The sequence below is a fragment of the Streptomyces sp. Edi2 genome, from assembly GCF_040253635.1.
Taxonomy (GTDB): domain Bacteria; phylum Actinomycetota; class Actinomycetes; order Streptomycetales; family Streptomycetaceae; genus Streptomyces.
In genome coordinates this window covers 6,476,251-6,500,574 of record NZ_JBEJGX010000003.1, presented here as the reverse complement: position 1 = coordinate 6,500,574, position 24,324 = coordinate 6,476,251, and the positions used below count along the sequence as shown (strand labels likewise).

Sequence of the window (24,324 nt, the reverse complement as noted above, 5' to 3'; positions counted from 1 at the left end):
GAGGAGAAGGACTGGCGGGGGGTTAGCCCATCTCCTCCAACGCCTTGCCCTTCGTCTCCTTGACGTACTTCAGCACGAAGGGGATCGAGAGCAGAGCGAAGACCATGTAGATGACGTACGTACCCGAGAGGTTCCAGTCCGACAGGCTCGGGAAGCTGGCCGTGATGGCCCAGTTGGCGATCCACTGCGCGGAGGCGGCGACGCCCAGCGCGGCGGCGCGGATCTTGTTCGGGAACATCTCGCCGAGGAAGACCCAGACCACGACGCCCCAGGAGAGGGCGAAGAAGAGCACGAAGACATGGGCGGCGATCAGGGCCACGGTGCCTTCGGTGGCCGGCAGGGTGCCGGCCGCGGTCTTGGCGGAGAAGGCCCACGCCTCCAGGCCGAGCGCGAGGGCCATACCGGCCGAGCCGATCAGCGCCAGCGGGCGGCGGCCGATCCGGTCGACGAAGATCATCGCGATCACGGTGCCGATGATGTTGATGATCGACGTCGTGAAGCTGTAGAAGAACGAAGCGCTCGGGTCGATGCCGACGGACTGCCACAGCGCCGAGGAGTAGTAGAACGCGACGTTGATGCCGACCAGCTGCTGGAAGACCGACAGTCCGATGCCGACCCAGACGATCGGCAGGAAGCCGAACTTGCTGCCGAGCAGATCCTTGAACGACGCCTTGTGCTCGCGGCGCATCGCGTCCTTGATCTCCGCGACCCGCTTGTCGAGGTCCACGGTCTTGCCCTCGACCTCGGCAAGCACCCCCTTGGCCCGGTCGACCTTGTCGGCGGAGATCAGGTACCGCGGCGACTCGGGGATCGCGAAGGAGAGCAGACCGTAGAGGACGGCCGGGATGACCATCACGCCGAGCATCCACTGCCAGGCCTCCAGGCCGGCGATGACGCCGCGCTGCTTGCCGTCGGCGAGGTTGAGGATGCCCCAGTTGACGAGCTGGGAGATGGCGATGCCGATGACGATCGCGGCCTGCTGGAACGAGCCGAGACGGCCGCGGTAGGCGGACGGCGAGACCTCGGCGATATAGGCCGGGCCGATGACCGAGGCCATACCGATGGCGAAGCCGCCGATGATCCGCCAGAAGGCGAGGTCCCAGAGGGCGAACGGAAGAGCGGAGCCGACGGCGCTGATGGTGAACAGCACCGAGGCGATCTGCATCACGCGGATACGGCCGATGCGGTCCGCGATCCGGCCCGCGGTGGCGGCGCCGATGGCACAGCCGATCAGCGCAACGGCGATCACCTGGGCGAGTACGGCGGAACCGACCTCATAGCGGCCACGGATCGCCTCGACGGCACCATTGATGACAGAGCTGTCATAGCCGAAGAGAAAGCCGCCCATCGCGGCAGCCGCGGTGATGAAGATGACATGGCCGAGATGTTCGGGACGGGCCTTGCGGCCTTCCGAACCCGTCGGCTGCGCGGTGCTGGTCAACGTGAACTCCAGTGGCCCGGCTGCGCTGCCGGGTTAGGGGGCTGGCCCTACAAGTGGTGCATAGGTTGGAGGCACCCACCACTTGAAGGTAAAAGCGACGTTGCAGAGACTATGCCTTCAAGTTTCGAAGTCAATAGGCCGAGATGAATTTGTTTCTCGGCCACTCAAGAGGCAGTTCGTTCAAGTTCTGAACTGATGCGGTGTCGGACACTCCGGGCGATCAATGACGGCCCCGAGCAGGGTCACGGCAGATGCCGATTCCGGTCGATATCACCCCCTGCCGACGCGGCTCCGCTCCACCGCTCCCGCGCTCAGTGCAGCCGCTGACTGATGACCTTGGTAACGCCGTCGCCTTGCATCGATACCCCGTAAAGGGCGTCCGCGACCTCCATCGTCCGCTTCTGATGCGTGATCACGATCAGCTGGGAGCTCTCCTGCAGCTCCTCCATGATCCCGATCAGCCGCTGCAGGTTGGTGTCGTCCAGGGCGGCCTCCACCTCGTCCATCACATAGAACGGGCTGGGCCGCGCCTTGAAGATCGACACCAGCAGCGCCACCGCGGTCAGCGACCGCTCGCCACCGGACAGCAGCGACAGCCGCTTGACCTTCTTCCCCGGCGGGCGCGCCTCCACATCCACCCCGGTCGCCAGCATGTCGTCCGGATCGGTCAGCACCAACCGCCCCTCGCCGCCCGGGAAGAGCCGCGCGAAGACGCCCTCGAACTCGCGTGCGGTGTCGCGGTACGCCTCGGTGAAGACCTGCTCCACCCGCTCGTCGACCTCCTTGACCACCTGCATCAGGTCGGCCCGGGTCTTCTTCAAGTCTTCAAGCTGCTCGCTGAGGAACTTGTGCCGTTCCTCCAATGCGGCGAACTCCTCCAATGCCAGCGGATTCACCTTCCCGAGCTGCTGATACGCCCGCTCGGCCGCCCTGAGCCGCTTCTCCTGCTCGGCCCGTACATAGGGCACCGGCTGATGGCGCGGATGCCCGGGATCCTCCGGAAGCACCTCGCCCTCGGCGGCCGGCGACGGCGGGACCAGCTGCTCGGGGCCGTACTCGGACATCAGCCCGGCCGGCTCCACCCCCAGCTCCTCCAGCGCCTTGGTCTCCAGCTGCTCGATCCGCAGCCGCTTCTCCGCGCCCAGCACCTCGCCGCGATGCATCGAGTCCGTCAGCTTGTCCAGCTCGGACTTCAGTTCCCGGCCCTGGTTGCGCTCGGCCACCAGCGCCTGCTCCCGCTCGGCCTTGGCCCGCTCCGCCGCACCCCGCTCCTCCTCGGCCCGTACGGCCGACACCTCGACATGGGCCAGCAGCTGCCGGGCACCGGCGGCGACCGCCCCGGCCACCTGCGCCTCGTGCCGCAGCCGCGCGCGCCGCCGCTCGGCCCGCAGCCGCGCCTCGCGTTCGGCGCGCGCCCCCCGGTCCAGCGCGTCCGCCCGCCCGGCGAGCGCCTTCACCCGCTCCTCGTGCGTCCGCGCCTGGAGCCGGGCCTCCATCTCGGTCTGCCGCGCATTGGCACCGTCGGCGGCCAGCCGGTCCCGCGCCGAGGTATCGGGCTCCTCGTCGCCGACGCCCGGCTCCTCCTCGGCCACCGCAAGGCGTTCGGCCAGCTCCTCGGCCTCCTCGACGGCCCGCGCCAGCGCCTCCTCGGCCCGGTCCGCCGCCGCGTCCGACCGCTCGGCCTCCCCCGCGGCCGCCCGCGCCTGCCCGCCGAGCCGGCCGAGGTCCCCGGCGACCTTCGACTTTTCCCGGTCCGCCGCTCGCCACCGCTCGGCCAGCTCCTCCACCAGCGCGGCACACTCCGTACGGCGTTCCGCCGCGGCCCGCTGCGCCCGCGCCAACTCCTCGCAGCGCGCTGCCAGCTCCTCCAGCTCGGCGGCCGCCTCGTCGACGGACGCCTGCACCTCCAGCAGGCTCGGCGCACCGGCGGAGCCGCCGTGCGCGAAATGCGCCCCGAGCAGATCGCCCTCACCGGTCACCGCCGTCAGCTCCGGCCGCGCGGCCACCAGCTCCTCGGCGTCCTCCAGCGTCCCGACCACCACGACGTCCCGCAGCAGCCGGGCCACGGCGGCCGTCAACTCCGCGGGCCCCCGAACCAGTTCCTCCGCGGGTACGGGCCCGGAACGGGGGCCGGGGAGCCGGGGCCCGGCGGACCCGGGTGCGCCGGATGCCCCGGGTACCCCGGCCGCGCCGCCCGCACCGGCGTCCACCACGGCCCCTTCGGCCCTGTCGGCCCCACCGGCCCCGCTCCACGCCGACACCCGAACGGCCTCGGTGGCCTCAGCGGCCTCAGCGGTCTCAGTGGCTTCAGCAGTCTGAATGGCCTCACCAGCCTCCGAGGCATCCGGGGAAACCGGAGCACTCGGGATATGCGGGATACTCAGAACCTCTGCGACATTCGGGACCTCACCAATCCCCGTAGCCCCCACCGCGTCCACGGAGTCCGCGGTCCCCACGGCCTCCGCGGCCGTCACATCCGCCACGTCCTCCACAGCCCGCGCCGACTGCGCAGGCACCCGCCCCGTCCCCCGCCGGCTCCCGCCTCCTCCCAGCACCATCGCCGCCCGCCCCGCGTCCTGTGTACGCAGCAGCCTGATGGCCTCGGCGGCCGCGCCCGGGCCGGTGACGGCGAGGGCGTCCGCGGCCACGCCGAGGGCAGCCGCGACCGGGATCTCGAAACCGGGGGTGACGGTCAGCAGTTCCGCCGCCGGACCGAGCACGCCGGTGAGCCGGCCTGCGGCGGCCAGCAGCGCACCGGTGCCGTCCTTGCGGCGCAGCCCCAGCGCCAGTGCGTCATGCCGTGCGGCGGTCGCGGCCCGTTCGCGCTCGGCCGTGGTCAGCGCCTCCCGCGCCGCGGACAGCGCGGACTCCGCCTCCGCCAATTCGTGGCGGGCCGCCTCGTGCCGACCGGCGATCTCCTCGTCGTGCGCGTCCAGCCCGTCGACCTCGGCCTTGAGCTGTTCGTACTCCTCCTGAGCGGTGACCGCCCGGCGCCGGGCGTCGTCCCTGGCCTCGGCCAACCGGCCGATCTCCGCCTGCGCCGAGGCGGCCCGCCCACGGGCGGCGGTGACCTGCCCGCTCAGCCGGGCCAGGCCCTCACGGCGGTCGGCGATGGCCCGGGCCGCGTCCCGCAGCCGCCGCTCCTCGTCCGCCAACTGCCGCTCCAGTCCGGCACGGTGTTCGACGGTGTCCTCCAGCGCCCGGCTCGCCGCCTCCAGCGCGGCCGTCAACTCCGCCTCCTGCTCGCGGATCCGGGCCGCCTCGCGCTCCATGTCCTCGGGGTCGCGCCCGTGCCGCTCCTCCGGCGGGGCCGCCGAAGCGCTCTTGACCCGCGCCTCGGCCAGCGAGATCGTGCCGCGCACCCGCTCCGCGAGCTGGGAGAGCTCGTGCCAGGTCTGCTGGGCGCGCTGCACCCGCGGCGTCAGGGTGCGCACCTCCTCCTCCAGCGCCGCCTCGTGCTGCTGGGCGGTGCGCAGCCGGTCCTCGGCGGCCTGCTTGCGCTCCTTGAGCGCCGCCTCGTCCGCGATCTCGGCGCGCAGCGCCCGGCGCAGGGTGACGAGGTCGTCGGCGAGCAGCCGCAGCCGGGCGTCCCGCAGGTCCGCCTGGATGACGGCGGCGCGCCGGGCGACCGCGGCCTGCCGTCCCAGCGGCTTGAGCTGGCGCCGCAGCTCATCGGTCAGGTCCTGGACACGGGCGAGGTTGGCCTTCATCGCGTCCAGCTTCCGCAGCGCCTTTTCCTTGCGCTTGCGGTGCTTGAGGACACCGGCCGCTTCCTCGATGAAGGCCCGGCGCCCCATCGGGTCGGCATGCAGCACGGAGTCGAGCTGGCCCTGCCCGACGATGACGTGCATCTCCCGGCCGATACCGGAATCGGAGAGCAATTCCTGGATATCCAGCAGCCGGCAGGTGTCTCCGTTGATCTGGTACTCGCTGCCGCCGTTGCGGAACATGATCCGGGTGATGGTGACTTCGGCGTATTCGATCGGCAGTGCACCGTCGGCGTTGTCGATGGTGAGCGAGACCTCGGCCCGGCCGAGCGGCGGCCGCCCGGTCGTCCCGGCGAAGATGACGTCCTCCATCTTCCCGCCGCGCAGCGACTTGGCTCCCTGCTCGCCCATGACCCAGGAGAGCGCGTCCACCACATTGGACTTGCCGGAGCCGTTCGGGCCCACGACGCAGGTGATGCCCGGCTCGAACCGGAGCGTCGTGGCCGAGGCGAAGGACTTGAAACCTCGCAGGGTCAGACTCTTGAGATGCACGCCGTGGGACTCTACCGGCCGCCCATCGGGGGACGACCCCCAACATTCCGGTCCCGATCACCCGCCCGTACGGCCCCCGGGTATACCGCACCGTTCATTTTCGGTTTCATTGCCGAAAGCGCAGGGCACATCATGCGGTAAGGGAGGGGCGGCACGGCTGAAGTGGCCGGAAGGTCCGAATAGGCCGGAAACGAAAGAGCGGGAAACGACGAAGGGACGCCGAAGCGTCCCTTGCAGATCTTGAAGAGAGCGGTCCTCAAGCGGCTGCCGCGCAGCCCTACCGGCCATTGGGTTGAGGTCAGGTGAGCGCGGGCTCCGCCTGGGGTACGTCGAGGTCGAGCATCGAGTCGTCGTGACGTGCGGCAGCGGACAGCATGTCGTTTTCGGCCTGCATCCGAATAAGTTCGGATTCAAGGTCTTGGACGCGCTGCTGAAGCCGTCGCATCTCGGAGAGGACTCGGGGGTCGGAGCCGCCGACGTAACCGAGAAGCGCCTTTGCCATGATGGATGGTCCTCCACAATGAGTGACCGACCGAAGCGGTGTGGGTCGTGAGGGATTCGCACCCGCGGTGCTTGTCATTCTCTGCGTGTACTCAATGCCAAACAGCTAAGGTGCGCGGGGATTCCAGAGTCTCACCAAACGGTTTGACGGTCAACACGATCACGCCCCGTATCCTCGGGCACCTGAGAGTGCGCGGCCGCGAGGGCGCTGCGCCGACTCCCCAGAAAGGTCCCGCGGGGGCGTAGAGATCATCCGTACAGCGGCAGCCTTGCACGGGTCGGCCGGATTGGCAACCACCAGGCCTTATCTCCTGTGAGCAGCTGACAAGGGCGCCTCTACAAGATCGTCTGTGACGGCCGTACGGATGGTTCCGGCGGACCCGCTCAGCGGATTTCGAAGCCGTCGTAACCGCCCCGGGGCGTGTCCCATATCTCAGTGACTCCGTCGACCCGCCCGGGCGTGTCTCCGGTACGGAGCCAGTCCAGCAGCGCATCGCAGTGGTCCTTCGGGCCCTCGGCGACCACCTGGACGCGGCCGTCACCGAGATTGACCGCAAATCCGGCGAGTTCGCCGATGCGAAGGGCGTTGGCCCGGGTGAACCAACGGAACCCGACGCCTTGGACCTGACCACGCACCCAGGCGGTCACACGGACAGCTTCGTTCATGTGTGCACGTTAACTGTCCAATTGCTCAGCGGTCACTTCTGCCCATCCGTCATGGCGTACAGTCCCCCGACAAGCGAGGCTCACTCTTATGGGTGAGCCATCTTGACGCCCAAGAAGCGCTGCGGCGGTAGCCGCTCCAGTGGAGCCGGTGCTTGCACCGGTGGAAGGAAGACAGCGGATGGGCCGCCACCGACGCTCTGCTCCACCAGCCCCCGATGCCCACGGTGCGGGGCCTGTTGACGCACCGTCGGCCGGGCACCCGGGCCCGTCGGACGCGGACCTGCGCCGCGGACATCGCGCGGCCCCGCGCCGCGGGCGGGCCCCCGTACGCACCGGACTGCTCGGCGCCTCCGCGGTGATGGCGATGGGAGCCGTCGCGGTCGCCTCCGGACTGCTCCCCGGTCACGGCCAGTTCGACGGGGGGACCAGCGGCGACCAGGGGGACCGCGTCCGGGCCGGCGCGCTGCCGGAGGCCACCGGGACGCCGGCCGGCGGGTCGGCGACCCCGTCCGACCGCGCCACGGAACAGGCCAGCCGCGGCAGCGCCCGCGCCACGGCCCCCGGCACCGGCCGCCCCTCCTCCCCCACCACCCCCTCGACGTCTCCCTCTCCGCACCGGACGGCCGCCTCCCCCGCCGGAAAGTCCGACACCCGCCGGTCCACCGTGCCCGCCGGCCGGCCGTCCTCGGCAGCGTCCGTACGCAGCGCGGCGCCGTCGAAGACCGCCGACACCCAGTCGTCCGCCGAGGCGCAGGTCCTGTCCCTGGTCAACCAGGAGCGCGACCGGGCCGGCTGCTCTCCCGTCACGGCGGACAAGGAATTGGCGGGGCTCGCGCAGCAGTTCAGTGACGACATGGCCCGGCGCGGCTTCTTCGACCACACCGACCCGGACGGGGACACGCCCTGGGACCGCGCCCGAGACGCGGGCATCGACGACCTGGGCGGCGAGAACATAGCCCGCGGACAGGCCACCGCCCAGGCCGTGATGGACTCCTGGATGCACAGCCCCGGCCATCGCGCCAACATCCTCAACTGCGATTACCAGACCCTCGGGGTCGGCGCCCATGTCGGGCCGGGCGGCCCGTGGTGGACGCAGGACTTCGGCTTCTAGAGCCGGGCCGGACGGCGCCCGGCCGGGGCCCGGCCGTCACCAAGACATGAGACGCCCGCGCCGCCCCGTGACGGACCACGGGGCGGCGCGGGCGTCTCGCGTGCGGGGTTGCCCCCGGACCCGCCGGTCAGGCGGCAACGGCGGCGCGGCCCGCGGCGAAGATGCGGGCCTGTTCGGCGATACGGCGTCCGAGGTGTTCGGCGGTGGCGATATCGGCCTTGTGGACCGCCTCCGCGCCCTGGTCGTTGTCGGACTGGGCGCCGGCCCCCAGGAAGAAGCCGAGCCGGTTGAGGTCGTTCTCCGAGGCGGTGGAGGAGTTCCACCCGGGGAGCAGGTTGAGGCTGACCCAGCTCATGCCGTGCTGGGCGGCGAGCACCGTGAAGAACTGCAGGGTGTGCAGCTTGTCCCCGCTCTTGGAGGCGGAGTTGGTGAAGCCGGCCGCGAGCTTGTCCTGCCAGGCACGGGTCGCCCAGCGCCGGGAAGTGGCCTCGGCGAAGGTGTGGAACGCCCCGGAAGCCGTCCCCATATAGGTCGGCGAACCGAAGACGATCGCGTCGGAGGCGTCGAGCAGTTCCCACTGGGCCTCGGTGATCTCGTCGACCTTGATCAGGTGGACGGTGGCTCCCGCCCCGGCGGCAGCGGCGCGGACGGCCTCGGCCAGTACGGCGGTGTGGCCGAAGCCGGAGTGGTAGGCGACGGAGACGACGGGAGCGGGCAGGGCGGAGCTGGTCACGGCGGTTTCTCCTCAAGGTCACGGCATCCCGGGACGGTCGGCACCCGGGGACGTCGGAAGGTGATGGGAGAAGAAAAGCACTAACTTTTAGAAAGCGCAATCTATTAGTTAGCGCTGTGTAAGGGTATGGTGTCGGTATGGCCACCGAGAATCCCGCAGAGACCGCCGAGGAGCCCCCGTCCGGCTGCCCGGACGACCTGGCCTACGACGTGTTCGCGCGCAACTGTCCCTCCCGTGACACGCTCAAGCACGTCACCGACCGATGGGGCAGCCTGACGCTGGGCGCGCTGCTCGACGGCACCTTCCGCTTCAACGAACTGCGGCGCCGGGTACAAGGCGTGAGCGAAAAGATGCTGGCCCAGACCCTGCAGGCACTGGAGCGGGACGGACTCGTCCACCGCGAGGCGCAGCAGACCAACCCGCCCCGGGTGGATTACGCGCTGACACCGCTGGGCCACCAGGTCGCCCGCCAACTGCAGTTGCTGATCGCCCTGGTGGAGGACCGGATGCCGCAGGTGCTCCAGGCCCGGGAACGCTATGACGCCCGGCACCCCGGGAGCTGAACCGGCGACCGGGCCGGCCCGCCGGGTTCAGCCGCGCGGCGGCCGCTGGCAGCGGGGGCAGAAGTAGCTGGAACGGTTCATCCAGGGACGGCGGCGGATCGGGGTGCCGCAGCGGCGGCAGGGTTCGTCCTCGCGGCCGTAGGCATCCAGGGAGCGGTCGAAGTAGCCGGACTCCCCGTTGACGTTCACATAGAGGCTGTCGAAGCTGGTGCCGCCGACGGCGAGCGCGGCATCCATCACCTCCCGTACGTGGCCGAGCAGTTCGGCGGTGCGCGGGCGGGTGAAGGTGGCGGTCGGCCGCTCGTAGTGGAGCTTGCTGCGCCACAGCGCCTCGTCCGCGTAGATGTTGCCGACGCCGCTGATCAGCGTCTGGTCGAGCAGCGCCCGTTTGACGGTGGTCCGGCGGCGGCGCAGCGCGTCGTGGAAGGCGGCGTCGTCGAAGGCCGCGTCGAGCGGGTCGCGGGCGATATGGGCGATGGCGTCGGGCAGGTGGTCCGCGTCGCCGGGGACGGTGTCGTGCAGCGAGAGGCCGCCGAAGGTGCGCTGGTCGACGAAGCGGAGTTCGGTGCCGAGGTCGTCGGCGAAGCGGAGCCGGATGCGCAGATGCTTCTCGTCCGGGGCATCCTGCGGTTGGACGAGCAACTGGCCGCTCATGCCGAGGTGGGCGAGGATCGCCAGGCCGTGGGTGACGGATGGCGTGACCCTCGGAGGAAGGCCTTCGGCGGCGGTCTGCGCGGCCGGGCCCCCGCCGGTCACCGGGAGCCAGAGGTACTTGCCGCGCCTGCGTGCCGCGCCGAGTTGCAGACCCATGAGCCGGGCCGCGAAGTCGGCCGCGCCGGCCGTGTGCCGGCGGATCGCGCGCGGATGCCGCACCTCGACCTCGTCGATCGTGCGGCCGCTGACCCAGCGCTCCAGTCCGCGGCGTACGACCTCGACCTCGGGCAGCTCGGGCACGGGACTCCTTGGGACAGCTGGGGGACGACAGCCGCAGCGTACCTCTCCCCTCCGGGGGCCCAGCGGGTCGCCCGGCACCGCGCACGGGGCTCCGGACAAGAAGGACCCCCGGTGCGCCGAAGCGCAACGGGGGTGGGGTGCCGCGCCGCAGAGGCGTGCGCCGTACGGCTAGCCGACGGTGTCTTCTCCGGCGGTCTCGACGGCCTCGGCGGGCTCTGCCGCCTTGGCCGCCTCGGCCACCTGGGCCGCCTCGTCCGCCGCGGCGCGGATCTCGCGCCACGCGGATTCGGCCGCCTGCTGCTCGGCTTCCTTCTTGCTGCGGCCGGTGCCGGTGCCGTACGAGACACCACCGACGCGGGCGGCAGCAGTAAAGGTCTTCTCGTGGTCCGGTCCGGTCTCCGTGACCAGGTACTCCGGAACCCCGAGGCCTTCGGTCGCGGTGAGTTCCTGGAGGCTGGTCTTCCAGTCCAGGCCCGCGCCCAGGCTGGAGGACTTCTCGATCAGCGGGTCGAAGAGCCGGTGCACCAGCTCGCCGGCCGCATCGAGGCCCTGGTCGAGATAGACCGCGCCGATCACCGCTTCCAGGGTGTCGGCGAGGATGGATGCCTTGTCCCGGCCGCCCGTGCCTTCTTCGCCCCGTCCGAGGCGGATGAAGGCGCCGAGGTCGAGGCCGCGGCCCACCTCGGCAAGCGCACGCGAGTTGACCACCGCGGCCCGGAGCTTGGCCAGCTGGCCCTCCGGCAGATCGGGGTGGATGCGGTACAGCGTGTCCGTGACCACCAGGCCGAGCACCGAATCCCCGAGGAATTCCAGCCGCTCGTTGGTGGGCAGACCGCCGTTCTCGTATGCGTACGAGCGGTGTGTCAGCGCACGCACCAGAAGGGCGGACTCGAGCTTGTACCCGAGCCGCCCTTCCAGAAGCGTGTGGGACGAGGCCGTGTCCGCCGGAGTCGGTTCATCCCCGCGTTTGCGGGAAGTCGAATTGGCGTCTGACATGAAGCCTGTCACCAGCCGCTCAGACCTCGAGGACCTGGCGCTTGTTGTAGGTGCCGCAGCTGGGGCACGCGATGTGCTGCAGCTTCGGCTCGTGGCAGCTAGCGCATGCCACCAGGGTGGGGACCGCAGCCTTCCACTGCGACCGGCGGTGGCGCGTGTTGCTGCGCGACATCTTCCGCTTCGGAACAGCCACGGCTACTTCTCCTGCTTCTCGTCGACGCCCGCTTCGGCGCCGCCCATGTTGTCCTTCTCGCCGTCCTTGACGGTCCCGGCGAGTCCCTGCAGTGCCGCCCAACGGATGTCGACGGCGTCGTGGTGGTGGTCCGGGTCGTCCGCCAGCCGCACTCCGCATTCGGAGCACAGGCCCGGGCAGTCGTCCTGGCACACCGGCTGCATCGGCAGTGCAAGCACCACCGCATCACGCAGCACGGGTTCGAGGTCGAACAGGTCGTCCTCGAGGAAGAGGGTGTCCTCCTCGTCCTCGGCGTCGTCGTCGGCGTCCTCACGGACCCTGGCGTCGGCGTCGGGGTAGGCGAACATCTCCTGGAAGTCCGCGTCGAGCTCTCGCTCCAGCGGCTCCAGACACCTTACGCACTCCCCCTTGACGGTTGCACGGCCGGTGCCTGTGACAAGCACCCCGTCCATGACCGATTCCAGGCGGAGGTCGAGCTCGACCGGTGCGCCCTCGGGCACGCCGATGACCTCATTGCCGAGGTCCCGGGGGGCCTCGACGGAGCGGGAGGCCTTCTTGAGCGCACCGGGACGCCGGCCCAGCTCGCGTGTGTCGAACACGAGAGGGGAACGGTGGTCGAGGCGGGCGTTGATGGCTTCCTGCTTTCTGTGGGTTTTCCGTGCCGTCCGTATTCCTGCCGGACAGGATTCGGGCAGCAGAGATCGCGGAGATACGCGCGACCGAAGAGCCAGGATACTGGACGGGCCCCGATAGGCCCAATCCGCTCCCGGCCCCCTCTCCGGTCCGCGGGCGGGGCCGCCTACTGGCGCCCCTCCTCGTACGCCCGGAGCTGGTCCAGGTCGATCATGCTGGTGTCGAAGAGGCTGGTCTCGTCCAGGGCGCCGGGCTGCGCGGGGTGGCCGTGCGGAGGCTGCTGCGGCTGCTGGGGCACCTGCTGCTGGAGGTAGGCGTTCGGGTCGTAGCCCTGCTGCTGGGCCTGCTGCTGGGCCTGCTGCTGGGCCTGCTGCTGGGCCTGCTGCTGGGCCTGCTGCCAGTCGTAGCCGTACGGGTCCTGGTGCTGGGCGTACAGGACCTCCTGCGGCTGCTGATAGCCGTAGACGTCCTGCTGCTGGTAGACCGCCGGGTCGGTGTAGTAGCCCTGCTGCTGGAGCTGGGGCTGGAGGGGCTGCTGGTATTCCTGGACCTGGGGCTGGGGTTGCGCCTGGGGCATGGGAGGCGCCTGGGGCATCGGGGGTGCCTGGGGCGGCTGCTGCTCCTGCTCGGCGCCGATGCCCGCCAGGCCGGCGAGATAGTCGGCGTCGGCCTGGTGTCCGGACTGCGGGTCGCCCTGCGCGGCCAGGTGGAGGCCCAGCTCATCGACCGCACGGGCCCCCTGGAGCTTGTCGCGGCCCCGGCCGACCGCCTCCAGCGTCTTGGTCAGCACGGCCTGGAACGAGCCGAACTTGGCGTCCACATAGGCGTCGGCGCGCTGCCGCAGGGTCTCCGGATCGGCGCTGCGCTCCGGGGCCTGGGTGCCGTCCTCGTCCGGGAATTCCTGCTCGCCCTGCCCGGGGCCGCGGCCGAGCAGCTTCTCGCGGCCGCGGTCGACGGACCCGATGGTCTTGGTCAGCACGACCTCGAAGTTGGCGAGCTTGCTGTCGACGTAGTCGTCGGCCTCGGCGCGGATCTCCTCCGCCTCCCGGCGGGCCTCCGTGAGGATCCGGTCCGCCTCGTCCTGGGACTGCCGGGCGACCTCGGTGTCGGAGATCAGCGACCCGCGCTGGGTGTGCGCGGTCTCGATGATCCGCTCCGCCTCGGCCCGCGCCTGCTCGACCATCTGCTCCCGGCCGCCCAGCAGCTCCTGCGCCTGCGCGAGGGAGCCCGGGAGCGCCGCCCGCACCTCCTCCAGCATGGCAAGCAGCTCGGCGCGGTTGACCACGCACGAGGCCGACATGGGCATGGACCGGGCACCGCCGACGGTCGCGACGATGTCGTCGAGCTTCTTCTGCACGTCCACCTTGGACTCGCCACTCTCTGAGGGGTTGGAACGACGGAACGGGACGACTGTACGTCCACGGCCCCTTTCCCCGACACCAACTGACGCCCCATCAGCCGGGCATCGGTCCGGTGCGCCCGGCGGGCGTCAGCCCTTGTTCCGCAGGCGCTCGGTCAGCGCCTCCAGGACGAACGACGGCACCAGATGGGAGACGTCACCGCCCCAGGCGGCGACCTCCTTGACGAGGCTGGAGGAGAGGAAGCTGTAGGTGGGGTTGGTGGGGACGAACAGCGTCTCCACTCCCGACAGGCCGTTGTTCATCTGGGCCATCTGCAGCTCGTAGTCGAAGTCGCTGACGGCTCGCAGCCCCTTGACGATCGCGGGGATGTCGCGCTGCTTGCAGAAGTCGACGAGCAGGCCGTGGAAGGACTCGACCTCCACGTTGCCGTACTCGGCGGTGGCCCGGCGGATCAGGTCGATCCGCTCGTCGACCGTGAACAGCCCCTGCTTGGACTGGTTGATCATCACGGCGACGTGGACGACGTCGTACAGCTTGGAGGCACGGGCGATGATGTCCAGGTGCCCGTTGGTGATGGGGTCGAATGACCCCGGACAGACGGCGCGGCGCAACTCGGGTTCCTCGCTCTCCGATCCGGTCATGACACGCTTACTGACGCCGATTCGGCGGACGTCGAAGCGGCGCGACCGTACCAAAGCGTCCCCTCGCCGTAGCGACGGGCCTTGATCGCTGCAAAACCGTCCGGCCACGGGAACGTGCCGCCTCGGGTACTGCGTTCCACGGTGACGAGTGCGTCGTCGGCAAGCCAGCCCTGACCACGGAGTGTGAGCAGGATCTCGCACAGCTCCGCGTCGGTCACCCCGTAGGGCGGGTCCAGGAAGACGATGTCGTACGGCTCACCCGGGGGCGGTGCGGCGGCGGTCTGTTCGGCCTTGCCGGCCCGGACCTCGACGCCCGGGAGGCCGACCGCGCGGACGTTGTCCCGGATGGTGCGCACGGCGCGGGCATCGGCCTCGACCAGCAGGACGTGTGCGGCGCCGCGGGAGAGCGCTTCCAGGCCGACCGCGCCGGAGCCGCCGTAGAGATCGAGCACCCGGGCACCGCCGAGCGGCCCGTCGAGGGATTCCCAGGTGGAGAACATGCCCTCGCGCGCTCGGTCGGAGGTCGGGCGGGTGCCGTTTCCCGGGGGTACGGCCAGGCGGCGGCCGCCGGCCGTACCGGCGATCACGCGGGTCATGGGCCCGTCCTTACGTTGCGCGTGGTCGGTGAGGAGGAGCCGGGCGGGCTCCGCTCCTCCACGATATTCCGTCGACCGGGGCCCGGCGTCCGGCCGGGCCTTCCCGGAGGCGCACCCGGTGGTGATCGATCTCACGTGGGGGCGGGGAGGTTGAGCGGTGGGCGGGCGGCCGGACGCCGCCCGACGCGCCCGGCAAGGGCCGCGGCCCCCGCTCACCCCTTGTCCAGATACTGCTCCCGGTCCTCGTCCAGCAGGGCGGACAGGGCGATCCGCAGCTCCGGATATCCGGTCAGCTCGGGATCGGCGGTGACCAGCGCGGTGGCCTCCTCGCGGGCGGCGGCGATCACCTCCTCGTCCTCGATGACCGCGAGCATCCGCAGCGACGAGCGGACGCCGGACTGCGCCTGCCCCAGCACATCACCCTCGCGCCGCTGTTCCAGGTCGATACGGGAGAGTTCGAAGCCATCGAGGGTGGCGGCCACCGCGGCGAGCCGGGCGCGGGCCGGGCTGGCCTCGGGCATCTCGCTGACCAGCAGGCACAGGCCGGGGGCGGAGCCACGGCCGACCCGGCCGCGGAGCTGGTGCAGCTGGGAGACGCCGAAGCGGTCGGCGTCCATGATCACCATGGCGGTGGCGTTCGGGACGTTCACCCCGACCTCGATGACGGTCGTCGCCACCAGCACATCCAGCTCACCGGCGGCGAACCGGCGCATCACGTCGTCCTTGTCGTCCGGCGCCATCCGGCCGTGGAGAACCGCCACCCGCAGCCCGGCGAGCGGCCCCTCGGCGAGCTGCCCGGCGATGTCGAGCACCGCGAGCGGGGGCCGCTTCTCCTCCGCGTCCTCCGGTGAACCCGCCCGGTCCTCGGCCCCCTTGGAGCCGGCCGGTTTCTTCGCCCCCTTGGGCGCGTCCTCCTCGTCGCCGATCCGGGGACACACCACATAGCCCTGATGCCCGGCCGCCACCTCCTCGCGGACCCGCTCCCAGGCGCGCGCGAGGAAGTGCGGCTTGTCCTTGGCGGGCACCACATGGGTGGCGATCGGCGAGCGTCCGGCGGGGAGTTGGTCCAGGACGGAGGTCTCCAGATCACCGAAGACGGTCATGGCGACCGTACGCGGAATGGGGGTCGCCGTCATGACCAGGAGATGCGGCGGCTGCTTGCCCTTGCCGCGCAGCGCGTCCCGCTGCTCGACGCCGAACCGGTGCTGCTCGTCGACGACGACCAGGCCCAGGTCGTGGAACTGCACCTTGTCCTCGATCAGGGCGTGGGTGCCGACGACGACTCCGGCCTCGCCGGTGACCAGATCGAGCAGCGCCTGCCGGCGGGCCGCGGCGCCCATGGATCCGGTCAGCAGCACCACCTTGGTGCCCTGCTCCGCGCCGCCGAGCATCCCGCCCTCGGCCAGCTCCCCCATCATCTCGGTGATCGAGCGGTGGTGCTGCTGGGCCAGGACCTCGGTCGGCGCCAGCATCGCGGCCTGGCCGCCGCTGTCGACCACGCCGAGCATGGCGCGCAGCGCGACCATGGTGTTGTGGGTGACGGTGAAGTGGTCGGTCACATAGGCGTGGCCGGGGTGCCGGACGCTGATGCACTGGACGGGCTTGCGGCCGGCGTACTCGATGGCCCGGATGGTGCGCCGGAAGCCTTCCCCGCCCTCCTCCGGCAGCGCCACGTCGACGTCGTATGTCCCCTCCCCCGCGGCGCTCAGCCGGGCCCGTCCGCCCAGCGAGCGCACCAGCCATGCGAGGTCGCCGGCCAGCGGGCGGTGCGCGGCACGGAACACCGCACGGGCGCCCGCGGGCCCGCTTACGGCACCCAGCAGGCCCTGCAGTACGGCCAGCCGGTCCTTCAGCGGCGCGTTACGGTAGGCCTCCGGCACCCGGGCCGCCGGACCGCCGTCCTCCGCGAGCTGCCGCCCCACCAGATACGGATCGAGCGGCCGTGCCCCGCCGTCGTCGAGGTCCACCGGCACGGCCGCGTCGATGGACCACCGGGGGCGTCCTTCGGGGTCGTGGAGGTCCCGGCGCAGTGCGCGGGTGGTGAGCACCCTCTCCTGGGCATCGCCGGTCCGGACGATCCACAGATGCTCGTCGTCGCACTCGACGGCGCTGCCGTCCGAGAGCACCAGCCGCCACACCTCGCGCTCGCCCTGCGGGAAGACGCCGTCCACCACGGCGAGCTCACCGCTGGGCACCACCACTTCGGTCCCGACTGCCATCTCCCCCATGGGGCGGAAGCCGCGCGGCGTCAGCACCAGCGCATCCAGCGGCTGGGCCTTGCCGGAGCCCACCTCGCCCTGGAGGAGGCGGTGCATGGGGTGTTCGGTCGCCAGGTCGTCGAAGATCTCCCGGCTGACCTTCTGCTGGCCGTCGGTGAGCGTGAAGGGCAGTTTCGCGTCGAAGGCGTCGAGGATGCCGCCGGTGGTCGACGTCCTTGCCACCGCCGGGAGTTGGGTCTCGGCGAGGCGGCGCCGGGCGAGCGCGACCTGCAGGACGAACGCCTCGTCCCACTTCAGCCGGTCCCGCGCGGCGGCGATATCGGCCTTGCTCGCCGGGCGGTGGATCTTGAGCAGCGCCTCGGTGAGCGGGACCAGCTCCCGGCCGTCCCGGAGCGCTTCAGGCAGCGGGTCGACGGCGTCGCGCGCACTGGGCAGCACCGCGTCGACCGCCTTGGCGATCTTCCAGGACGCCATCTGCTGGCAGGCCGGGTAGATCGGCAGGAGCTGCCCTGCGAAGGCGTTGACCTCCGCGCTGACCTCCTCGGCCGCGTCCTCGGCATCGCCGTCGAGGAGCGCGTACTCGGGGTGGGCGAGCTGGAGTTTGCGGTTGAAGACCGACACCTTGCCGGCGAACATCGCTCGGCGGCCGGGCAGCAGATCCTTGTGCGGCTTGTGGATGCCCTTGCCGAAGAAGACCAGCCGGAGGCGGCCGCTGCCGTCGGTGAGCGTCACCTCGAGGCGCTGTCCCCGGCCTCCGTTGAACTTCAGCACCCGGGAGTCCGCGACCTGGGCGACGACCGTGACGTGTTCGTCCAGCGGGAGGTCCGAGAGGCGGGTCAGTTCACCACGCTCCGCGTAACGGCGCGGGTAGTGGTGCAACAGGTCGCCGACCGTATGCAGGTCGAGATGCTCGGCCAGCACCTTTGCGGTGGTACCACCGAGAATTTTCTTGAGAGGTTCGTCGAGCGCTGCCACGCCTCTATTGCACACCACGCCTGTGACAATCGCGGCCGGCTCACCTGCCCGGCGCGCTCCCGCCGGCCCTGCGGCGCCTGCACCGGCCCGTACGCTCACCGGCCCCGCACGCACCGGCCGGTACGTGCGTACCGGCCCGCGCGCTCACTCCACGCCGATGAGCAACGGCGCGGCGTGCTGGCCCCCGTCGTAGACGACGGTGTCCACCGCGAGATGACGCTCGCGGACGTACTCCTCCAGCCGCTCGGCGAGCCCGTCGGGCGCCTTCGCGCCGAGGACCAGGGTCACCATCTCCCCGCCCGCCGACAGCATCCGGTCGAGCACCGTCATCGCGGTGCCGGTGAGGTCGGAGCCGATGACCGCGACATCGCCGTCGATCAGGCCCAGGACGTCCCCGGCCTGGCAGACGCCGGCCATCGTCCACGACTGCCGCTCGGCGAGGGCCAGCTCGGCGTAACGGGTGGCGCCCGCGGCCGCGGTCATCGCGACCACGTCCTCGTCGAAACTGCGGCCCGGTTCGTGCACGGCCAGCGCCGCCAGGCCCTGGACGGCGGAGCGGGTGGGGATGAGCGCGACCCGTACGCCCTCGGCGCGGGCCTCCTCGGCGGCGGCCGCCGCGGTGTGCCGCAGGTCGGCGTCGTTCGCCAGCAGCATCACCTCACGGGCGTGCGCCTGCCGGATCGCCTGCACCAGTTCGCCACTGGCGGGCGGCTCCCCGGGCCGCACCGGGACGGGGGTCGCGCCGGCCTGGGCACACAGCCCGGCGAGCCCGGCACCCGGCACCACCGCGACCACGGCCCGCGCCGTCATCTCCGGTTCCTTGGCCCGGGCACCGCCGAAGTGCGTGATCCGGATCCGGTACGGGCGGCCCGCCTCGATGCCGGCCTCCACGGCGGCGCCCGCGTCGTCGACATGGACATGGACGTTCCACAGGCCGTCCCCGCCGACCACCACCAGGGAGTCGCCGAGCGCGTCGAGCCGGGCCCGCAGCCCCGCCACGGCGGCGTCGCCGGCCTCCAGCAGATAGATCACTTCGAAGGCGGGCCCGTCCAGGTGCCCCCGGCCGTTCGCCGCCGCCACCCGGCCCGCGACCTCACAGCCGGCCGCCTCGGGAAGCGGGGCATCGGGGCGTACGGCGACCGGAACCGCCGAGACCTCCCCGGACAGCGCATCGGCGAGCGCGCCCAGCAGCGCGACCAGCCCGCAGCCACCGGCGTCCACGACACCCGCCCTGCCCAGCACCGCGAGCTGCCCCGGGGTCTCCTGGAGGGCGCTGCGGGCGCCTTCGTGGGCGGCGCGGGCGACCCCGGCGGCCCCGGCATCGCCGCCCGCGGAGCGTTCCGCGGCATCGGCGGCGGCGGTCGCCACCGTCAGCACGGTGCCCTCCACGGGGTGGGCGACGGCCTCGTAGGTCGACGCGGCGGCCCGGCGCAGCGCCCGCCGCAGGGCGTCGGCGGAGCCGTCGGTGGCGGCCAGCACCTCGGTCATCCCGCGCAGCATCTGCGCCACGATCGTGCCGGAGTTGCCGCGCGCCCCGATCAGGGCGCCGTGTGCCATGGCACCGATGGCATCGGCGAGACGGGGGGCGGTACCGGCCGAGGCGTGCCCGTCGAAGGCGGCCTCGACCGCGCGGGCCGCCGATTCGAGGGTCAGATAGAGGTTGGTGCCGGTATCGCCGTCGGCCACCGGGTAGACGTTGATCGCGTCGATCCGCTCGCGTTCCCGTCCCAGCGCCTCCAGGGCCAGCCCGCACCAGGAGCGGACCGCGGCGGCGTCGAGCGGGTACGGCACGTCGTCCTCCTGAGTCGCGGGATGCCACCGCACAGTAGCCGCGCTGCGGGGGCGGGGCCGGGGCGGGGGCCGGTGGGTGCGTGGTAGTTTCGTTCTACGGGAGCGGTCGTTGTATGCTGCTCCGGTTGCCCGATGCGAATCGGGCCATTCCTCTCCTGACGGCGCCGTTCGGGCAATGCACTCGGCTCGTCGGGATTTCACCGTAAGTGCATCTGAAGTCTTTGGAGTGACCCGTGGCTGCCAACTGCGACGTCTGCGGCAAGGGGCCGGGCTTCGGCAAGAGTGTCTCGCACTCGCATCGCCGTACCAACCGTCGTTGGAACCCCAACATCCAGACGGTGCGTGCAGTGATCGGGCGCACGCCGAAGCGGCTGAACGCCTGCACCTCGTGCATCAAGGCCGGCAAGGTCTCGCGCTGACGTCTAAGCCGTAGCGCAGCCCAGCCGGTTGCTTGGAAAGCCGGTCCACCTTCGTGGTGGACCGGCTTCTTCCCTTTCCGGGCCGGGTACGGCTCCCGGCGTTCCCCGGGCCGGGCGCCGCAAGTGCTCCGCCCGGCCGCGAGGCCACGGTGCACACCGTCCGTGGACGCCCTCAGTGCATGTCGCGCCAGCACCAGCCGTGGTCCACGGGGCCGATGCCCGCGCCCAGCCGGAAACCGCCCGCGAGGGCGCCGGTGACATAGTCCTTCGCCGCCGCGGTGGCCTGCGGGACCGTGTCCCCCTTGGCGAGCTGCGCGGCGAGCGCGCTGGCGAGGGTGCAGCCGGTGCCGTGGGTGTGCCGGTTGTCGTGCCGCGGGGCGCGCAGCCAGTGCTCCTCGGTGCCGTCGGTGAGCAGATCGACGGCGTCCTCGCCACGGCCGGCGGGGAGATGGCCGCCCTTGATGAGCGCCCAGCGCGGGCCGAAGTCCAGGATCGCGGCGGCCGCCCGGCGCATATCGGCCTCCTCCTCGACGCGGATACCGGTCAGCTGGGCGACCTCGTCCAGGTTGGGGGTGGCGACGGTCGCCGTCGGCAGCAGCACGGTGCGGACCGCGTCCAGGGCGGTGGCGGCGAGCAGCGCGTCGCCGTGCTTGGAGACCCCCACGGGGTCGATGACGACGGGGACCCGCAGTCCGGCGAGCAGTTCGGCGACGGTCTCGACGAGTTCGGCCGAGGAGAGCATCCCGGTCTTCACCGCCTGGACGCCGATGTCGTCGACGACGCTGCGGAACTGGGCCCGTACGGCCTCGGCCGGCAGCTCCCACGCGCCCTGTACGCCCAGGGAGTTCTGGGCGGTGACGGCGGTGAGCACGCTCATGCCGTGGGTGCCGAGCGCCAGCATCGTCTTGAGGTCGGCCTGGATGCCCGCGCCGCCGCCGGAGTCGGACCCGGCGACGGTCAGGACGCGTGGAGGTATGTGCATACCGCCGAATCTACTCGGCGGCACCCCGCGGCCCTGCGGGCGCCCGTGGCGTCACCGCCCGTGGGGGAGTCGCCCTTCGTGTCGCCGCCCGTGGTGTCGCCGCCCGTGGCCGTACGGGACCTAGTCGGCATCCCCGTTGTCGCCGAAGTGGTCCCAGCCGGCCTTCGCCCAGGGGGCACCGTCCACCGTCACCTGGGGCAGCGCGGAGGGGTGGAGCACTTCGCCGATGACCTTCCACCGGGCGGGCAGCTTCACCTCGGGCGGGAAGGTGGCGACGATCGCGTGGTCCTCGCCGCCGTTGAGCACCCACTGCATCGGGTCCACGCCGACGGCCGTGCCGATGTCGGACATCTGCGAGGGGATGTCGATCCCGGCGGACCGCAGATCGATCCGGACCTTGCTGGCCTCGGCGATGTGCCCGAGGTCGGCGACCAGTCCGTCGCTGACGTCCGTCATGGCGGTGGCGCCGAGTCCGGCGGCGGCCGGGCCCGCGTGGTACGGCGGCTCGGGGCGGCGGTGGGCCTCCACGAAGGCGCGCGGCGAGCGGAAGCCGCGGGAGAGGACGGCATGCCCGGCGGCGGACCAGCCGAGCCAGCCGGTCACCGCGACCACGTCGCCGGGCTGGGCGCCGGCCCGGGTGACCGGCTCCTGGTTGCGCAGATCGCCGAGCGCGGTGATGGAGACGGTGATGGTGTCGCCGCGCACCACGTCCCCGCCGACGACCGCGGCGCCGGCCACCTGGCATTCGTCGCGCAGCCCGTCCATCAGCTCGGTCGGCCAGGTGGCGGGGAGTTCCGCGGGCACGACCAGGCCGAGCAGGATCGCCGTGGGCACCGCGCCCATCGCCGCGATGTCGGCGAGGTTCTGTGCGGCGGCCTTGCGGCCGACGTCGTAGGCGGTGGACCAGTCGCGCCTGAAGTGCCGGCCCTCCAGGAGGATGTCGGTGCTGGCGACCACCCTCCGGTCCGGCGCGGTGACCACCGCGGCGTCGTCACCCGGCCCGATCCGTACGGCCGGAGTGGTGGTGAGCCGGGAGGTGAGCTCCCTGATCAGCCCGAACTCCCCCAGCTCGCCCACGGTGCCCTTCATGCTGTTGCCCTTCCCATGTGTACGGACGGTCCGTACGTGGCTGACGACTGTGCCGTACTTGCCGTGTTCACCGCGCGGGTCTCCCCGCTCCGCTCGGTGACGCGGTACCGTGGCGTCCCTTCTTCCCACATGATCCTCGTAGCCGCCCTGGAGGTTCCGTGGTACAGGCCTACATCCTGATCCAGACCGAGGTCGGCAAGGCCTCGGCGGTAGCCGAGACGATCTCCACGATCCATGGTGTGCTGCAGGCCGAGGATGTCACCGGCCCCTATGACGTCATCGTGCGCGCTCAAGCCGGCACGGTCGATGAGCTGGGGCGCATGGTGGTCGCCAAAATCCAGCAAGTGGAAGGCATCACGCGCACTCTTACCTGCCCGGTCGTCCATCTCTAGCTCCCCGTATCCTCGGCCGGGTGATCTCTACGCGCCGCCGGTACCTGGCCCTTCCGGTACTCACCGTGCTGTTCGCCGCGGTGAGCTGCTCCCCTTCCGAAGACGTGGCCGTGCCCGCCCCCACGGGGGCGGGCGCGCGGTACTGCAAGGCGCTGCACAAGGAGTTGCCGGCGACCGTGGACGGGCTGGAGCGGGGTACCCCCGAGCCCGAATCCGACTTCACTGCCATATGGGGCGATCCTGCCGTGAAACTGCGCTGCGGGGTGCCGAAGCCCGACGTCCTGACGTACGGGAGTGAACATTACAACCCCGGTGCCGACTCGGCGGAAGTCAACGGGGTCGAATGGCTCTTTGAGAAGCAGGACGACGGTTACCGCTTCACGACGGTGCTGCGCAAGGCCTTCGTCGAGGTGACCGTTCCCGGGAAGTACGCCCCCGAGGTCGATGCACTCACCGATCTCGGGGGCGCCGTGAAGAAGACGGTTCCCACCGGGGTCTAGGGGTGTCTCCCCTGTAGCGGCGGACCGGCCGCCGGGGGGGCCGCCGGCTCAGCGCAGTCCCGTGGAGCGCTGCAGCGCGGCCTGCAGGAGCCGGTCGATCAGCTCCGGGTAGCTCACACCGCTCTCCTGCCACATCCGCGGGTACATCGAGATGGGCGTGAAGCCGGGGAGCGTGTTGATCTCGTTGATCACGAACTCGCCGTTGTCCTGCAGGAAGAAGTCCGCCCGCACCAGTCCTTCGCAGGACGCCGCCTCGAAGGCCGCGACGGCCAGCTCCTGGACCTTCGCGGTCTGCTCCTCGCTCAGCGGGGCCGGGACGATCCCGTCCGCCGAGTCGATGTACTTGGCCTCGAAGTCGTAGAAGTCGTGCGCGGTGACCGGCGGAATCTCGGCCGGCACGCTGGCCCGCGGGCCGTCCTCGAACTCCAGCACCCCGCACTCGATCTCGCGGCCGCGCAGCAGCGACTCCACGAGGATCTTGGGGTCGTGCCGGCGGGCCTCCTCGATCGCCTCGTCCAGGCCGCCGAGGTCGTCGACCTTGGTGATGCCCATGGACGAGCCGGCCCGGGCGGGCTTCACGAAGAGCGGCCAGCCGTGCTCGCCGGCGAAGTCCACGATCTTCCTGCGGGCGGCCGCCGGATCGTTTTCCCACTCGCGGGGGCGGATGACCTCGTACGGGCCGACCGGCAGCCCGAAGGAGGTGAACACCCGCTTCATGTAGTCCTTGTCCTGGCCGACGGCGGAGGCGAGCACGCCCGAGCCGACGTAGGGCACTCCGGAGAGCTCCAGCAGGCCCTGCAGGGTGCCGTCCTCGCCGTAGGGGCCGTGCAGCACGGGGAAGACGACATCGACCTCGCCCAGCGCCTTGGGGACCGAGCCCGGCTCGCTGTAGACGACCTCACGGTTGGTGGGGTCGACGGGGAGCACCACGGCGCCCTCGGTGGACTCGGCGAGCGCGGCCACCGAGGGCAGCTGCCGGTCCGCGATGGCCATCCGCTCGGGGTCGTCGGCGGTCAGCGCCCAGCGGCCGTCGGTGGTGATGCCGATGGGCAGCACGTCGTACTTCTCGCGGTCGATGGCGCGCAGCACGGCGCCGGCCGTGACCACGGAGATCGCGTGCTCGGAGCTGCGGCCGCCGAACACGACGGCGACGCGGGGCTTGTGTGGGGAGGTCTCGCTGCTCATATCGGGTTGAGGGTACCTGCTGACCGGCGCGGAGTCAGTGCTGTGGCGGCCGTTGGTGGCGTCGTGCCGACGGCCGCCCGGCTGCCGGGGGCCGGGCTCCCGGACGGAACGGGACCGGACCGGA

At 71.4% G+C, this 24,324-nt stretch carries 22 protein-coding genes; 5 read left to right on the top strand and 17 right to left on the bottom strand.

Translation table 11 applies throughout. The features are described 5' to 3' along the window. Positions 1-22: 22 nt before the first annotated feature. From ABR737_RS32010 to ABR737_RS31995, 4 genes are all read right to left on the bottom strand, one after another. Entirely contained in the window at positions 23-1,441 is a 1,419-nt protein-coding gene (locus ABR737_RS32010; RefSeq protein WP_350254273.1) for a sugar porter family MFS transporter, read from the bottom strand. Positions 1,442-1,752: 311 nt separating this feature from the next. Beyond that, positions 1,753-5,700 carry an AAA family ATPase gene (locus ABR737_RS32005; RefSeq protein ID WP_350254271.1) on the bottom strand — a complete coding sequence of 1,316 codons (3,948 nt, stop codon included), beginning with the start codon at positions 5,698-5,700 and terminating at the stop codon, positions 1,753-1,755. 298 nt (positions 5,701-5,998) lie between these two features. Continuing rightward, complete coding sequence (locus ABR737_RS32000) at positions 5,999-6,202, bottom strand: hypothetical protein (RefSeq protein ID WP_030084672.1); 204 nt, start codon at positions 6,200-6,202, stop codon at positions 5,999-6,001. A gap of 383 nt (positions 6,203-6,585) precedes the next feature. Then, positions 6,586-6,867, bottom strand: a complete 282-nt coding sequence (locus tag ABR737_RS31995) for an acylphosphatase (protein WP_350254269.1) — start codon at positions 6,865-6,867, stop codon at positions 6,586-6,588. 178 nt (positions 6,868-7,045) lie between these two features. Here ABR737_RS31995 and ABR737_RS31990 point away from each other — a divergent pair, with 178 nt between their 5' ends. Beyond that, positions 7,046-7,978 (top strand): CAP domain-containing protein, encoded by a 933-nt coding sequence (locus ABR737_RS31990; RefSeq protein ID WP_350254267.1) that lies wholly within the window; start codon positions 7,046-7,048, stop codon positions 7,976-7,978. A gap of 127 nt (positions 7,979-8,105) precedes the next feature. Here the strand turns inward: ABR737_RS31990 and ABR737_RS31985 are convergent, their stop codons facing one another. Next, entirely contained in the window at positions 8,106-8,696 is a 591-nt protein-coding gene (locus ABR737_RS31985) for a flavodoxin family protein (RefSeq protein ID WP_350256999.1), read from the bottom strand. 152 nt (positions 8,697-8,848) lie between these two features. Between ABR737_RS31985 and ABR737_RS31980 the strand changes: the two genes are divergently transcribed. Beyond that, a complete protein-coding gene (locus ABR737_RS31980; RefSeq protein ID WP_350254266.1) occupies positions 8,849-9,274 on the top strand; it encodes a winged helix-turn-helix transcriptional regulator in 426 nt (141 codons plus the stop codon). 27 nt (positions 9,275-9,301) lie between these two features. Here ABR737_RS31980 and mutM read toward each other — a convergent pair whose 3' ends face one another. The 9 genes from mutM to ABR737_RS31935 all read right to left on the bottom strand — a co-directional run bounded on the left by mutM (position 9,302) and on the right by ABR737_RS31935 (position 19,633). Then, the gene (gene mutM, locus ABR737_RS31975; protein WP_350254264.1) at positions 9,302-10,228 is read right to left on the bottom strand and encodes a bifunctional DNA-formamidopyrimidine glycosylase/DNA-(apurinic or apyrimidinic site) lyase; all 927 of its coding nucleotides are present in this window, start codon (positions 10,226-10,228) and stop codon (positions 9,302-9,304) included. A 168-nt stretch (positions 10,229-10,396) separates the two neighbouring features. Further along, on the bottom strand, positions 10,397-11,224 hold the full coding sequence (gene rnc / locus ABR737_RS31970; RefSeq protein ID WP_350254263.1) for a ribonuclease III: 828 nt from the start codon (positions 11,222-11,224) through the stop codon (positions 10,397-10,399). A 19-nt stretch (positions 11,225-11,243) separates the two neighbouring features. Further along, positions 11,244-11,417: a 50S ribosomal protein L32 gene (rpmF, locus tag ABR737_RS31965; RefSeq protein WP_030087884.1), complete on the bottom strand. Its 174-nt coding sequence runs from the start codon at positions 11,415-11,417 to the stop codon at positions 11,244-11,246. Between the two features lie 2 nt (positions 11,418-11,419). Then, positions 11,420-12,049: a YceD family protein gene (locus ABR737_RS31960; RefSeq protein WP_502964524.1), complete on the bottom strand. Its 630-nt coding sequence runs from the start codon at positions 12,047-12,049 to the stop codon at positions 11,420-11,422. A gap of 167 nt (positions 12,050-12,216) precedes the next feature. Continuing rightward, complete coding sequence (locus tag ABR737_RS31955; RefSeq protein ID WP_350254260.1) at positions 12,217-13,413, bottom strand: F0F1 ATP synthase subunit B; 1,197 nt, start codon at positions 13,411-13,413, stop codon at positions 12,217-12,219. A 126-nt stretch (positions 13,414-13,539) separates the two neighbouring features. Further along, positions 13,540-14,052 carry a pantetheine-phosphate adenylyltransferase gene (coaD, locus tag ABR737_RS31950; RefSeq protein WP_088800261.1) on the bottom strand — a complete coding sequence of 171 codons (513 nt, stop codon included), beginning with the start codon at positions 14,050-14,052 and terminating at the stop codon, positions 13,540-13,542. Continuing rightward, on the bottom strand, positions 14,049-14,648 hold the full coding sequence (gene rsmD, locus ABR737_RS31945; protein ID WP_350254258.1) for a 16S rRNA (guanine(966)-N(2))-methyltransferase RsmD: 600 nt from the start codon (positions 14,646-14,648) through the stop codon (positions 14,049-14,051). The genes coaD and rsmD overlap by 4 nt, the downstream gene beginning before the upstream one ends. Positions 14,649-14,860: 212 nt before the next feature. Next, a complete protein-coding gene (locus tag ABR737_RS31940) occupies positions 14,861-17,842 on the bottom strand; it encodes a helicase-related protein (RefSeq protein ID WP_350254257.1) in 2,982 nt (993 codons plus the stop codon). A gap of 144 nt (positions 17,843-17,986) precedes the next feature. Continuing rightward, the gene (locus tag ABR737_RS31935) at positions 17,987-19,633 is read right to left on the bottom strand and encodes a DAK2 domain-containing protein (RefSeq protein ID WP_350254255.1); all 1,647 of its coding nucleotides are present in this window, start codon (positions 19,631-19,633) and stop codon (positions 17,987-17,989) included. A 233-nt stretch (positions 19,634-19,866) separates the two neighbouring features. Between ABR737_RS31935 and rpmB the strand changes: the two genes are divergently transcribed. Continuing rightward, positions 19,867-20,052: a 50S ribosomal protein L28 gene (gene rpmB, locus ABR737_RS31930; protein WP_018087178.1), complete on the top strand. Its 186-nt coding sequence runs from the start codon at positions 19,867-19,869 to the stop codon at positions 20,050-20,052. A 172-nt stretch (positions 20,053-20,224) separates the two neighbouring features. Here rpmB and thiD read toward each other — a convergent pair whose 3' ends face one another. Both thiD and ABR737_RS31920 read right to left on the bottom strand, forming a co-directional pair. Continuing rightward, positions 20,225-21,034: a bifunctional hydroxymethylpyrimidine kinase/phosphomethylpyrimidine kinase gene (gene thiD, locus ABR737_RS31925; protein ID WP_350254253.1), complete on the bottom strand. Its 810-nt coding sequence runs from the start codon at positions 21,032-21,034 to the stop codon at positions 20,225-20,227. 120 nt (positions 21,035-21,154) lie between these two features. Next, the gene (locus ABR737_RS31920; protein ID WP_350254252.1) at positions 21,155-22,123 is read right to left on the bottom strand and encodes a thiamine-phosphate kinase; all 969 of its coding nucleotides are present in this window, start codon (positions 22,121-22,123) and stop codon (positions 21,155-21,157) included. Positions 22,124-22,281: 158 nt separating this feature from the next. Between ABR737_RS31920 and ABR737_RS31915 the strand changes: the two genes are divergently transcribed. Together ABR737_RS31915 and ABR737_RS31910 are read left to right on the top strand one after the other, a co-directional pair. Next, entirely contained in the window at positions 22,282-22,515 is a 234-nt protein-coding gene (locus tag ABR737_RS31915) for an Lrp/AsnC ligand binding domain-containing protein (protein WP_350254250.1), read from the top strand. Positions 22,516-22,535: 20 nt separating this feature from the next. Next, a complete protein-coding gene (locus tag ABR737_RS31910; RefSeq protein ID WP_350254248.1) occupies positions 22,536-23,015 on the top strand; it encodes a DUF3515 domain-containing protein in 480 nt (159 codons plus the stop codon). A 48-nt stretch (positions 23,016-23,063) separates the two neighbouring features. Here ABR737_RS31910 and ABR737_RS31905 read toward each other — a convergent pair whose 3' ends face one another. Next, positions 23,064-24,200: a D-alanine--D-alanine ligase family protein gene (locus ABR737_RS31905; protein WP_350254247.1), complete on the bottom strand. Its 1,137-nt coding sequence runs from the start codon at positions 24,198-24,200 to the stop codon at positions 23,064-23,066. Positions 24,201-24,324: the final 124 nt, after the last annotated feature.